Origin of the sequence: Rhodopseudomonas infernalis (assembly GCF_022271405.1) — a bacterium.
In the GTDB taxonomy this organism is placed as follows: Bacteria; Pseudomonadota; Alphaproteobacteria; order Rhizobiales; family Xanthobacteraceae; genus Rhodopseudomonas; species Rhodopseudomonas infernalis.
In genome coordinates this window covers 77,211-89,690 of record NZ_JAJNAL010000010.1, presented here as the reverse complement: position 1 = coordinate 89,690, position 12,480 = coordinate 77,211, and the positions used below count along the sequence as shown (strand labels likewise).

The window sequence follows — 12,480 nt, the reverse complement described above, 5'->3', positions numbered from 1 at the left end:
CTCCGCGATTGTGGCAAGCTGCCGATTAGCTGAGTTTATCCGCGTGATGCTGTTCGTCATATCGCCTTGGGTCCGTATGCGGATTGAGCAAGTTTCGCAGCGGATCAATGAGCAAGTCCCATGCCATGAAACATGCGATGGAATCCTGGCTGCTGACGCGGGATAGGGATCGTCGCATCATTCGAGTGTCGCGAGCAGTCCGGCCATCAAGCGTCCGCGTTCGGCCAGGCTGTCGACGTCGATATGCTCGTTCAGCGTGTGCGCATCGGCGCCGCGCACGCCGAGACCGTCGAGCGTCGGAATCCCCATCGCGCCGGTGAAGTTGCCGTCGGAGCCGCCGCCCGCACTGCCGTGCGGCAGACTGACACCCATCTGCGCAGCGACCGCATAGGCCTTGTCGTAAAGCGCCATCGTGCCGGCGTCCGGCTCCCACACCGGACGCGTCACGCCGCGGCTGACGTCGAAGGCGACGTCGTTGCTGCTGCCGCTCAGCGCCAGCATTCGCTCGACGCCTCGGTCGAGATCGGCCTGCCGCTTGGCCATGCTGAGTGCTTCGCCCGTGCAGGTGGTGGCGACGCAATTCACCCATTGGCCGCCGTGCACGATGCCGACGCTGAAGGTGCAATCCTCGCCGGTCATCGCGTCGATCGCCAGGATCTGCCGTGCCATCTCGCGGATCGCGGAGCGGCCCGACGAAAGCGTCGCGCCGGCGTGGCTGGGCTTGCCGGTGGCGGTGAGGTTGAAGCGCGCGATCGCGTAGCGGCCGGTGACGACGCCGTTGTCGGGCCGGCCCGGTTCCGGCACCAGCACATATTTGTTCCGCGCCGCCTCGGCCTCGATGATGTCACGGGTCGATGGCGTACCGACTTCCTCGTCCGGGGTGAATAGCACTGTGATCGGCAGCGGCGTGGTGAACGATGCGCGCGCCAGCTGGCGGATTGCCTCGAGCGTCAGATAGTTTCCGCCCTTCATGTCGAAGATGCCGGGCCCGAACGCCTTGTTGCCCTCGCGGCGAAACGGAAGCTTCTCAATGGTGCCGATAGGGTGCACGGTGTCGAGATGACCGGCGATCAGGATGCCCGGCTCGCCCATTCGCGGATGCGGAAAACGGGCGCGCACGCAGCCCGCAAAGCCCTGCCGTCCGGCAATGCGCTCGATCGATGCGCCCATGATCGCCATGTCCCGCGCCGCAAGATCGAGCATGCGTTCGACCGCGGACTTGTCCCAGGTCGGACTTTCGCACTCAACCCACGCGCGCAGGCCTTGCAGCATCGTCTCGGAATCGAACGGCAAATTGGCAGGGTTCATGTCGTACTCACGTTTGGGACGCTGCTACGAGAAACAGTGCAGGCGCATTTGTAAAGTGAAACATGCGCGACCTTGCGCATGGCGCACCTCGATTGCCCACTGCGAACAGATTGACGCTTGGCACGCTTGGTGCAAGTCTTGGTAGTCGTAGTGCTGCAACGCGCAATAACGGCGCATCAGCGCGCGATGACTTGCCGCCTTGTCTGTCGTCCTGCCTAAGCAATCATCTGCGAATGATCAGTTTCACGCCAGGAGAACATCGAATGTTGCACAGGTCGCATCGGCTGCGTTCAGTAGCTGCGTCCAAATTCCTGCTGCCGGCGCTCGCGCTCGCAGCTTCGCTGACGCTTCCGGCGATCGCCGATGCCCAGACCAAGACCATTCATGCGGTGATGCATTCCGATCTGCGCGTGATCGATCCGGGTCTGACCACCGCCTACATCACGCGCGATCACGGCTACATGGTCTACGATACGCTGCTGGCGATGGATTCCAAGTTCAAGGTCCAGCCGCAGATGGCGGACTTCAAAGTCTCCGACGACAAGCTGACCTACACCTTCACGCTGCGCGACGGATTGAAGTGGCACGACGGCACGCCGGTGACGGCGGAAGACTGCGTCGCCTCGCTGAAGCGCTGGGGCCAGAAGGACGGCATGGGCCAGAAGCTGATGGACTTCACGGCCAGCCTCGAGGCGACCGATGCGAAGACCATCACGCTGAAGCTGAAGGAGCCCTACGGCCTGGTGCTGGAGTCGATCGGCAAGCCGTCGTCGCTGGTGCCGTTCATGATGCCGAAGCGCATCGCCGAGACGCCGGCCGACAAGGCGATCCCCGAGCAGATCGGTTCAGGTCCGTTCAAATTCGTCGCTGCCGAATTCCAGCCGGGCGTCAAGGCGGTGTACGTCAAGAACACCGACTACGTGCCGCGCAAGGAGCCGCCGAGCTGGACTTCGGGCGGCAAGGTCGTAAAGGTCGACCGCGTCGAATGGATCACGATGCCGGACGGCCAGACCGCGATCAACGCGCTGCAGTCGGGTGATATCGACTTCGTCGAGGCGCCGTCGTTCGACATCCTGCCGGTGCTCAAGCAGGATAAGGAACTGACGATCCATACTCTCAGTCCGCTCGGCTTCCAGACGCTCGGCCGGATGAACTTCCTGTATCCGCCGTTCGACAACGTCAAGATTCGCCGCGCCGCGTTCCTGGCGATGAGCCAGAAGCCGGTGCTCGACGCGCTGGTCGGCAATCCCGACTACTACAAAGTGTGCGGCGCCGTGTTCGGCTGTGATACTCCGCTCGCCACCGATGTCGGCTCCGAGACTCTGGTGAAGGGCAACGGCATGGCCGAGGCCAAGAAGCTGCTCGCCGAGTCCGGCTACGACGGCACGCCGATCGCGCTGATGGCGCCCGGCGATGTCGGCTCGCTGAAGGCTCAGCCGATCGTCGCCGCGCAGCTGCTGCGCGAGGCCGGCTTCAAGGTCGATTTCCAGGCGACCGACTGGCAGACCGTGGTGACGCGGCGCGCCAGCCAGAAGCCACCCAAGGACGGTGGCTGGAATATGTTCTTCACCAATTGGGCCGGCCCCGACATTCTTAATCCGGTCGCCAACGTGTCGACCGGCGGCAAGGGCAAGAACGGCGGCTGGTTCGGCTGGCCGGACGACCCCAAGGTCGAAGCGCTGCGCGACAAGTTCGCCCGCTCGACGTCACCGGAGGAGCAGAAGAAGCTCGCCGAGGAGATCCAGAAGGAAGTCTACGATCAGGTGCTGTACATCCCGCTCGGCCAGTACAAGGCGCCGAGCGTCTGGCGCAACGAACTCACCGGCGTCCTCGATGGACCGGCGACTCCGGTGTTCTGGAACATCGAGAAGAAGGACTAGGCGAGGCCGCGGAGGCCCCGTCGCCGCGACGACCACATCACCAGTCCGACCTTCGCCGTTCCGGCCCCGCGGGACGGCGAAGTGCTGTCGGGGATTGGCTTCGGGACGCCTGGTGGAGGGGGAGCGTCTCCCCCCGTCATAGCGAGCGCAGCGAAGCAGTCCACAGCCCAGTGCTGGATTGCTACGTCCGGTTGCGCCTCCTCGCAATGACGGGGAGGGTCGTGCGACCGGCTGAAAACAAAAAGCCCGGCGCGAGGCCGGGCTTCAGGTCGCCGAGGGCGAAACGGATTACTTGCGGGCGCAGGCGACCGAGATGCTGCTGGCGCTGGGGCTGCAGCGGGCCGTCACGGCGCCATCCTTGACCTGCAACTGATCGGCCAGGCGCGCGGCGCCGCCGCTGATGCAATAGGCAGAGGCCAGCGTTTCCTCGGCGCTGCACGACACCGGGCAGCCATCCGAGCTGCAGCTCGACGAGGTGACGGTGCGCACCGCGCCCGGCGTCGCCATGCTGGCCATCGCATTCGCCGCGCCCTGCGACGGCGCGGCAGCGACAGGCGCAGCGGCCGGCTTCTCTGCCGCCGGCGCGGCAGCCACGTTTGCGGCTGTGGGAGCGGCTGTCGGAGCGGCGGCTTCGGCCGGCGCTGCACTTTCTTCCGCCGTCACAGCGGGGGCCGGGGCCCGGTCCATGCTGCCGGCAGCTGTATAAACCACGAAGGCGCCGACCACGATGGCGGCCGCGACGATCGCCGGCCCTGCCGGCACCCCCTTCAGCCGCTCCGTCAGCGACGTCATGGAGACGGGGAAAGAGCCGCCGTTCCAGGACAGCCCGCGCGCACGCATGTCATCGAACGCCAGATAGGCAACTATCACGAGGCCGCCGCCGAAGATCATCACTATCAGCAGCGTCCCGATCGCGGAGAGATACTCCATGTCAATGTCTTTCCATCCGTGCCATGCGCGCGGGCGTGTATAGAAGCTGCCGGCCGCTAACTGCATTGTCGAAAATCAAAAGAACACGCACCTGCAGGGCTTCGTTGAGGCAAATCAAAACCCTCGCGGCCGTGAGTGATGTGTATCATAGCCCCTTCCGCCGCGTCATTGGCGGGATACGGCGGGGCGGTTCTGCCCGCAGCCTCCCTTCGGCGGCGTTTGTCTGTCCTCCGTTAATCCGCCTCCCCCGGGGAGGGTTCCGATTTCGTGATCCAGATCAAACGCCAGCCTGACGTGAAGCGGTTTAACTTTCTCTAACGACCCGCCCGACCGCTGCCAAAGTCGCAGAACTTCCGGCGATTTCGCTGCGGACGCTGCCATGTCCGGCCCCTCGCGCCGAGCTCCACTGCGCCGTTCGCAGGTCCGATTTCGTCAAACTGATCGAATCCGCAGCTAGGATGCGGGGCAATCGCGCGGAACGATGTGACCGCGCGATGACGGGAAAGCGCGATCCGATCAAGGAGTGAACATGAAAGCAGCCGACGTGATGACCACCAGGATCGTGACGGTGCAACCGGATGCGTCCGTGCGTGCGGTAGCGGAGACCTTGCTGACCCACGGCATCAGCGCGGTGCCGGTGGTCGACGCGGCCGGCGCGCCGCTCGGTATCATCAGCGAAGGCGATCTGATGCCGCGTAACGAGACCGCCCGCGAAGCACGCCGCGATTGGTGGCTGCAGATGCTGTCCGAAGGCGGTGACGTTCATCCGGACTATCTGCAATTCCTAAAGTCCGATCACCGCACCGCTGCGCAGATCATGGTATCGCCGGTGTTGACCGTCGACGACAATGTCCCGGTCGCCGAGATCGCCGATCTTCTGTACGAGAAGAACATCAAGCGGGTGCCGGTGCTGCGCGACGGCCGCGTTGTCGGCATCGTCAGCCGCGCCGATCTGCTGAAGACGCTGGCGGGTCCTCATCCCCATCCCCATCCCCATCCGCATGATCCCGTTCACGACGACGGGAGCTTGCGGCCGGTGGCGTCGGATCAGCTCGAGGCGCTGTCGCGCCGCGGTCAGTCCGCCGCGCCGCCGCCGCCGCATGATCCCGCCGCCGATCAACTATCCGCGTCGGCCTTTCAGGCACTCGGCGTCGAGCACGAGCGCCACGAAGAGCAGGAGCGGCGCGAAGCCAAGCGGATCGCCGAGGAACAGCATCATCGCCAGGCTAGCCAGATGCTGGCGACGCATCTCACCGACGAGGCGTGGGAACACATGCTGCACACCGCCCGCGCGATCGCCAAGAAAGGCGAGGTCGAGTTTCTGCTGCTGCGCTTTCCCTCGGAGCTATGCACCGATCATGGCCGCGCCATCAACGCGCCAGATCCGGAATGGCCGTCGACACTGCGCGGGATGGCGGCCGACATCTATCTGCGCTGGAAGGCCGAACTCCGCCCCCGCGGCTTCTCGCTGACCGCCCGCGTCGTCGACTTCCCCGACGGAATCCCCGGCGACATCGGGCTGTTTCTGAGCTGGGCCAGGCACGAGGATTGAAACGCGGCAAAGGCCTGAACCCCGTCCTCCGTCCGTGCCATGCATCGGCTACTGATCACTCGGCCACCATCGAAGCGCAGCGCTTCACGTCCTGCGCGGCATCCGAAACGGCAGCATCGCCTGCACCACCGGCATCTTGAAGCGATCCAGCGACAGGCTTTCGTGCATCAGCGTGACGCGTTCGCCGAGCAGCGTGGTTTCGATCATCGAGCGGGCGTAGAACGGGGTGTCTTCGACGGTGCGGACGACACGCGCATTCGCTTCGCTGCGGGCGTTGCGGTCAATGCGCCAGCCGGAGCGGGGCAGGGGGAGCAAAGGCGGCTGGGCGAAGCGCTCCATGTTGCCCTGGGCGTCGAACGTGATGGCGAGGTCGAGGCGGCTGCCGTCGCGGCGTTCGGCTTCGTACAGGATCGCGGTCTTGTCGCGCAGCGCGCCGCGGGCCCATTCCCAATGCGTGAAACCGGTCTCGATCGGGGCGTCTCCGGCATTCGTGTCGAGATAGGCCTCGCCCTGCCAGGACAGCTTCGGCTGGTCGAGCGTCACCTCGATCCGCGAGCGCGGCGCGATCGGCCACCAGCGGTGATTGCCGTTTTCGTTCAGCACGAAGTAGTTCTTGGTCACCACCTGCGGGATGACGCGGACGCGGCCCTTGATCCGGCCGGGGATCGGGGCGCTCAGCTCGTTGATGTTGATGGTCAGCGCCCGGCCGTCCCAGCCGAGATCGCTGGGGCCGATCAGGAACGAGCCGCGATTGCGCGCGACCTTGCGGCGCGAGCGTTCGGTCATGGTCCAGCGTTTGCTGTCTTGGTGATACAGCGCGACGTTGATGGCGCAGTGGTTCAGCGGATCGGCCGTGCCGCTGCGGCGGGCGAACGCGTAGTAGGGCGAAAACACGCTGCCGATGAAGGCGATGATGGTGAGGCCTTCGCGGCCGTCGTCGCTGATCGCGTCGACGTACCACCAGGCGTAGCCGTTCGGCGGAACGTCGAGGTTGAATCCGGCGCGGCGTTCGTCGGTCTCGTTGGGCCAGGCAATCATCAGGACAGATCTACACTCTAGCTCGTGACGGTTCAGGTGGTTTTGGACGCAGCCGGCTTCAACCGCTGCGCCTCGGCGTCGAGATCGGCGAGCAGGCTGGTCGCGGCGGCGCGGCCCGACAGGCCGGCCATCGGCACGCCGGGGCCGGGATGCGTACTGCCGCCGGCGAGATACAGGCCGGGAACTTTGGTTCGTGCGCCGGGGCGTTCGAACGAGGCGCTCCAGCCGTGCGAGGCGCGGCCGTACAGCGCGCCGCCGGTCGCCGGAAACAGCCGGTTGAAATCCTCCGGCGTCGTCACTTGCGTCTTGTCGGGCTGTGCTTCCATGCGCAGGCCGCAGCGTTCGAGCACGGCGAAGGTCCGTTCAGTCACCCGCGCGATTTCATCCTGGTCGAAGCGCTTGCGATCGCCGATCGGCGGCGCGTTGACCAGCACTAGCAGCTCTTCTTCGCCGCTATCGCCGAGCATGGCCGTGTCGTCGATGCGATCCTGGCCGCAGACATAGACGGTGGGTTCGGCCGGCACTTCGCCGCGCTCGAAGATATCGGTGAACTCGCGCGCGTAGTCGCGTGAGAAGAACACCGAATGCCGACTGAGCGGAAAACCCCCGGTCTTCGCCACCATGCTCCAGGTCATGGCCGAGAGCGAGCGCAGCTTCGGCGCGATCGGCGCCGCCGCGCGCTGCACGAGTTGGCCGAACAGGCCGGCGGGCAGGGCACCGACGTCGGCATTGACGATCACCGACGAGGCTTCGATGCGGTCGCCATTCGCCAGGATCACGCCGGCGGCGCGGCCGCCCGAGACCATGATCTCGCGCACCTCCTGTTCGTAGTGGATGCTGGTGCCGAGCTTGCTGGCGCAATCGGCCAGCGCGCGCGCCAGCGCGTGCATGCCGCCCTCGATGATCCAGACGCCCTGCTGCTCGACATGCGCCACCAGCATCAGCGTCGCCGGCGCTTCGAACGGCGACGAACCGCAATAGGTCGCGTAGCGGCCGAAAAGTTGCCGCAGGCGCGGATCCTTGAAGTAATCGCCGAGCGCGGTCCACATCTTGGTGAATGGCCGGATCTTGCGTAGTTCGAGCAGGCCGCCGAGGCCGTTGGCGGTGGCGAGGCCGGGCAGGCTCGGCGCGGTGGCGCGCAGGAACGGCTTCTCCAGGATCTGATAAATCCGCCGGCTGTCGGCGCAGAATTGCTTGTAGCGCTGCGCCTCCGCGGCGCCGGCGAAAGCGCCGATCGCGTCGACCGAGCGGGCTTCGTCGGCGAACAGATCGAGCCGCGCGCGATCGTCCCAGGCGTGCCGGGCCAGCACCGACAGTGGGCGGAGCCTGACGTGGTCCGAGAAATTCAGGCCGGCATTGGCGAATAATTCTTCGAACACCCAGCGCATCGTGAAGACGGTCGGGCCGCTGTCGATCCGCGCGGCGCCGATCCCGACCTCGCGTATCTTTCCGCCGGGCGCCGCGGCGCGCTCGACCACAGTGACGTCCAGACCGCGTGCGGCCAGGGCGATGGCGGAGGTCAGGCCGGCCACGCCGGCGCCGACGATCACCACCCGATTCCGTGCGGTCAGGTCCCTCATGCCGGTTCTCACTCCGCCTTAAGTGTCATTGCGCCATGTCATTGACAGGTGTCCATAATAACTTACACTTGCCGATGACAAGTTAAATTGACGCTTGCTGCCTTTGAGCGGGAGTCTGCCATGGACGTGACCAGCCGGATCGAGCGCGCTCTCACCGACGCCCTCAACCAGGCGGACCTTGCGGGGTGTCCGCCCCGGCTTGCGGCCGCGATGCGCAGCGCTGTGTTCCCGCGTGGCGCGCGGGTGCGGCCACGACTTTGCCACAGCGTCGCGGCGGCCTGCGGTGAGGACAATCCGGCCGCCACCGCAGCTGCCGGCGCCGCCCTCGAATTGATGCACTGCGCCTCGCTGGTGCACGACGATCTCCCCTGTTTCGACGGCGCCGATCTGCGCCGCGGCCGCCCCTCTGTCCACAAGGCTTTCGGCGAGCCGCTCGCCGTACTCACCGGCGACGCGCTGATCGTGCTGGCGTTCCAGTCGATCGCTCAGGTGTCTTGCCAGCCCGAGCGGCTGCTCAAGTTGACCCAGATCATCGGCAGCGCAGTCGGCGTGCCGTTCGGCATCGTCGCCGGGCAGGCTTGGGAATGCGAGTCCGAGATCAATCTCGCACATTATCACCGCTCCAAGACCGGCGCGCTGTTCGTCGCCGCGACCGCCGCCGGTGCGGCCTCGGCCGGCGCCGATCCTGAACCGTGGCGGATGGTCGGCGAGAAGATCGGCGAGGCCTATCAGGTCGCCGACGATCTGCGCGATGCCGCCGCCGACGAGGAAGAGATCGGCAAGCCGGTCGGCCAGGATATCGCGCATGATCGCCCCAGCGCGGTGCGCGAAATGGGCATCGATGGCGCCATCTATCACCTGAAGTCGCTGGTGCGCGGCGCGGTGGACGCGATGCCGCCCTGCTCCAACGGCAACGAACTGCGCTCGCTGATCATGTCGGAAGCGACGCGGCTGGTGCCGGCCAAGCTCGCCGCGACTGCGGCGTGAGGCAAGCCGGCTTGGCCTTCCGGGCCAGCCGGTGGTAGCAGGAGTGATGAGTTCCTTCAGCCTGAGCGACCGGCTTCTCGGCTGGCGCGATACGATCCTGTCGAGTCCGCGGTTTCAGCGGTTTGCCGCGGTTTTTCCACTGACGCGAATGGTGGCGCGGCGCCGTGCCGTGGCGATGTTCGATGTCGTCGCCGGCTTTGTCTACTCCCAGATCCTGCTCGCCTGCGTGCAGCTGCGGCTGTTCGATGTGCTGCGCGAGCGGCCCGCGAGCGTCGATGAGCTCGCGGCGCGGCTCTCTCTGTCCCGCGACTCGATGCAGCTGCTGCTCGAAGCCGCGACCGCGCTCAAGCTGGTGCAGCCGCGCAGCGGCGGGCGTTACGGCCTCGGCCAGCTCGGCGCCGAACTGTGCGGCAACCCGGGCGTGCTCGCTTTGGTCGAACACCACGCGATGCTGTACCGCGACCTCGCCGATCCGCTCGCCGTGCTGCGCGGCCCGCGCGGTGGCGGAGAACTCGCGGCGTATTGGGCCTATGTGCGCGGCGAGGGCGCGGCCGAACTCGGTCCCGATCAGGTGTTGCCCTACACCGCGTTGATGGCCGCCTCGCAACCGATGATCGCCCGCGAAGTCCTGCACGTGGTGTCGTTCAAGGATCACCGCTGTCTGCTCGACGTCGGCGGCGGCGACGGCTCCTTCCTGTCCGCGGTCGCGGCGCAGACGCCCGAGCTGCGGGTGATGCTGTTCGATCTGCCGGCGGTCGCCGCCAAAGCGGCCGAGCGGTTTCAGGCCAACGGGCTGGCCGGCCGTGCCACCGCGATCGGCGGCAGCTTCCGCGACGATCCTCTGCCCGAGGGCGCCGACATCGTTTCGCTGGTCCGCATCGTCCATGATCACGACGACGATGTCGTCGATGCACTGCTGCGCGCGGTGCATAAGGCCTTGCCCGATAACGGAAAACTGCTGATCGCCGAGCCGCTTGCCGGTCCGTCCGGGCGGGAATCCAGCGCCGACGCCTATTTTGCCGTTTACCTGCGCGCCATGGGCACCGGGCAGGGCCGCACCTTCGCGCGCCTGCAGGCGATGCTGGGCGACGCCGGCTTCGATGACATCCGGTTGCATGCGGTCCCGATGCCGATGGTGGCTTCCGTAATTACCGCAATCAAGCGACCGATGTGTTAATCTAGCTTGACACTGCGGTCCGTCAGTTTACTCTGACACTCCATCGGCGGGACTTTGCCGCCTGGATTTGGAGTAAGCGATGGACACCATCGCGGTCGTACTCAAGCAGCCACAACACGTCGAACTCAGTCGCCTCAGCCTCACGGCGCCGACGGCCGACGACGTCGTTGTCGATGTTGCCTGGAGCGGTGTCAGCACCGGGACCGAGAGGCTGTTGTGGTCCGGCCGGATGCCGCCATTCCCCGGAATGGGCTATCCGCTGGTGCCGGGGTACGAGTCGGTCGGCGAAGTGGTCGAGGCTGGTGCCGCGACAGGCTTGCAGCCGGGCCAGATGGTGTTCGTGCCGGGCGCGAAGTGCTTCGGCGAAGTCCGCGGCTTGTTCGGTGCCTCGGCTTCGCGGCTTGTTGTCCCCGCCAAGCGCGTCGTGCCGCTCGATCAGCAACTGGGTGAGCGCGGTATTCTGATCGCCCTTGCCGCAACCGCATACCATGCCATCGCCGCGCGCGGCGCGACGCCGCCGGACTGCATCGTCGGTCACGGCGTGCTCGGCCGGCTGCTGGCGCGGATCTCGGTCGCGCTGGGCAATCCGCCGCCGACGGTGTGGGAGAAGAACCCGATCCGTAGCGGCGGCGCCGATGGTTATGCGGTGATCGACCCCGAAACCGACGAGCGACGCGACTATCGTAGCATCTACGACGTCAGCGGCGACCCCAAACTCCTCGACGTTTTGATTTCGCGCATCGCGGCGACCGGAGAGATCGTGCTCGCTGGCTTCTACAGCGAGCCGCTGTCCTTCGCATTTCCGCCGGCCTTCATGCGCGAAGCCCGGATCCGGATCGCGGCGGAATGGCAGCCGCCGGACATCGTCGCCACCAAGGCGCTGATCGACAGCGGCAAGCTCTCGCTCGACGGATTGATCACGCACCACCAGAAGGCGGCGTCGGCCCCCGACGCCTATCGGATCGCTTTCGAAGACCCCGCCTGCCTCAAAATGGTTTTGAACTGGAGACCGAGCTGATGAACGTCGTTCCGCAGATCCGCCTGCAAGACGCACAACTCCGGGCCGAGGCGTCGATTGAACCCGATGCCCCGGTGACGACTCCCGTCACCAAAGAAACCCAGATCATCGCGATCTACGGCAAGGGCGGCATCGGCAAGAGCTTCACGCTCGCCAACCTCAGCTACATGATGGCGCAGCAGGGCAAGAAGGTGCTGCTGATCGGCTGCGATCCGAAGAGCGACACCACATCGCTGCTGTTCGGTGGCAAGGCCACCCCGACGATCATCGAGACCTCGTCGAAGAAAAAGCTCGCCGGCGAAGAAGTCACCATCAGCGACGTCTGCTTCAAGCGTGACGGCGTGTTCGCGATGGAATTGGGCGGGCCGGAAGTCGGCCGCGGCTGCGGCGGCCGCGGCATCATCCACGGCTTCGAGACGCTGGAGAAGCTCGGCTTCCACGAATGGGGCTTCGACTACGTGCTGCTCGACTTCCTCGGCGACGTGGTGTGCGGCGGCTTCGGCCTGCCGATCGCCCGTGACATGTGCCAGAAGGTGATCATCGTCGCCTCCAACGACCTGCAGTCGCTGTACGTCGCCAACAACGTCTGCTCGGCGGTCGAGTACTTCCGCAAGCTCGGCGGCAATGTCGGCGTCGCCGGCATGGTGATCAACAAGGACGACGGTACCGGCGAGGCGCAGGCTTTCGCCGAGATCGCGGGCATTCCGGTGCTTGCGGCAATTCCCGCCGACGATGGTATCCGCAAGAAGAGCGCGAATTACGAGATCATCGGCCTTCCCAGCGGGGAGTGGGGGCCGTTGTTCGCGACCCTCGCCGAGAACGTCAGGATCGCGCCGCCGGTGCGGCCGAAGCCGCTCACCCAGGACGGTCTGCTCGGGCTGTTCTCCAGCGACATCACCGGGCGCGACGTCGTGCTGTTGCCCGCCACCATGGAAGACATGTGCGGCGCCGCAGTGATGAACAAGCCGTCGCTCGAAGTGATCTACGACGCGGTTTGATCCACAGCGTGT

10 protein-coding genes are annotated in these 12,480 nt (G+C 65.9%); 6 read left to right on the top strand and 4 right to left on the bottom strand.

From position 1 onward, the window contains the following. Positions 1-177: 177 nt before the first annotated feature. Complete coding sequence (locus tag LPW26_RS09395) at positions 178-1,308, bottom strand: M20/M25/M40 family metallo-hydrolase (RefSeq protein ID WP_238734562.1); 1,131 nt, start codon at positions 1,306-1,308, stop codon at positions 178-180. 263 nt (positions 1,309-1,571) lie between these two features. On the opposite strand from LPW26_RS09395, the gene LPW26_RS09390 reads away from it, so the two are divergent. Beyond that, on the top strand, positions 1,572-3,188 hold the full coding sequence (locus LPW26_RS09390) for an ABC transporter substrate-binding protein (protein ID WP_238734560.1): 1,617 nt from the start codon (positions 1,572-1,574) through the stop codon (positions 3,186-3,188). A 288-nt stretch (positions 3,189-3,476) separates the two neighbouring features. Here LPW26_RS09390 and LPW26_RS09385 read toward each other — a convergent pair whose 3' ends face one another. Continuing rightward, on the bottom strand, positions 3,477-4,118 hold the full coding sequence (locus LPW26_RS09385) for a hypothetical protein (protein ID WP_238734558.1): 642 nt from the start codon (positions 4,116-4,118) through the stop codon (positions 3,477-3,479). 529 nt (positions 4,119-4,647) lie between these two features. Between LPW26_RS09385 and LPW26_RS09380 the strand changes: the two genes are divergently transcribed. Then, the gene (locus tag LPW26_RS09380) at positions 4,648-5,670 is read left to right on the top strand and encodes a CBS domain-containing protein (protein WP_238734557.1); all 1,023 of its coding nucleotides are present in this window, start codon (positions 4,648-4,650) and stop codon (positions 5,668-5,670) included. Between the two features lie 84 nt (positions 5,671-5,754). On the opposite strand, the gene LPW26_RS09375 is transcribed toward LPW26_RS09380, so the two are convergent. Together LPW26_RS09375 and crtD are read right to left on the bottom strand one after the other, a co-directional pair. Next, positions 5,755-6,708, bottom strand: coding sequence for a carotenoid 1,2-hydratase (locus tag LPW26_RS09375; RefSeq protein WP_238734555.1), 954 nt, complete (start codon positions 6,706-6,708; stop codon positions 5,755-5,757). Positions 6,709-6,740: 32 nt separating this feature from the next. Next, positions 6,741-8,288, bottom strand: coding sequence for a 1-hydroxycarotenoid 3,4-desaturase CrtD (gene crtD / locus LPW26_RS09370; protein WP_238734553.1), 1,548 nt, complete (start codon positions 8,286-8,288; stop codon positions 6,741-6,743). Positions 8,289-8,408: 120 nt separating this feature from the next. Here crtD and LPW26_RS09365 point away from each other — a divergent pair, with 120 nt between their 5' ends. From LPW26_RS09365 to LPW26_RS09350, 4 genes are all read left to right on the top strand, one after another. Next, complete coding sequence (locus LPW26_RS09365; protein WP_238734551.1) at positions 8,409-9,275, top strand: polyprenyl synthetase family protein; 867 nt, start codon at positions 8,409-8,411, stop codon at positions 9,273-9,275. A 46-nt stretch (positions 9,276-9,321) separates the two neighbouring features. Then, on the top strand, positions 9,322-10,452 hold the full coding sequence (locus tag LPW26_RS09360) for an acetylserotonin O-methyltransferase (RefSeq protein WP_238734549.1): 1,131 nt from the start codon (positions 9,322-9,324) through the stop codon (positions 10,450-10,452). Between the two features lie 79 nt (positions 10,453-10,531). Continuing rightward, positions 10,532-11,470, top strand: coding sequence for a chlorophyll synthesis pathway protein BchC (gene bchC / locus LPW26_RS09355; RefSeq protein ID WP_238734547.1), 939 nt, complete (start codon positions 10,532-10,534; stop codon positions 11,468-11,470). Then, positions 11,470-12,468 carry a chlorophyllide a reductase iron protein subunit X gene (locus LPW26_RS09350; protein WP_238734546.1) on the top strand — a complete coding sequence of 333 codons (999 nt, stop codon included), beginning with the start codon at positions 11,470-11,472 and terminating at the stop codon, positions 12,466-12,468. The genes bchC and LPW26_RS09350 overlap by 1 nt, the downstream gene beginning before the upstream one ends. Positions 12,469-12,480 lie beyond the last annotated feature (12 nt).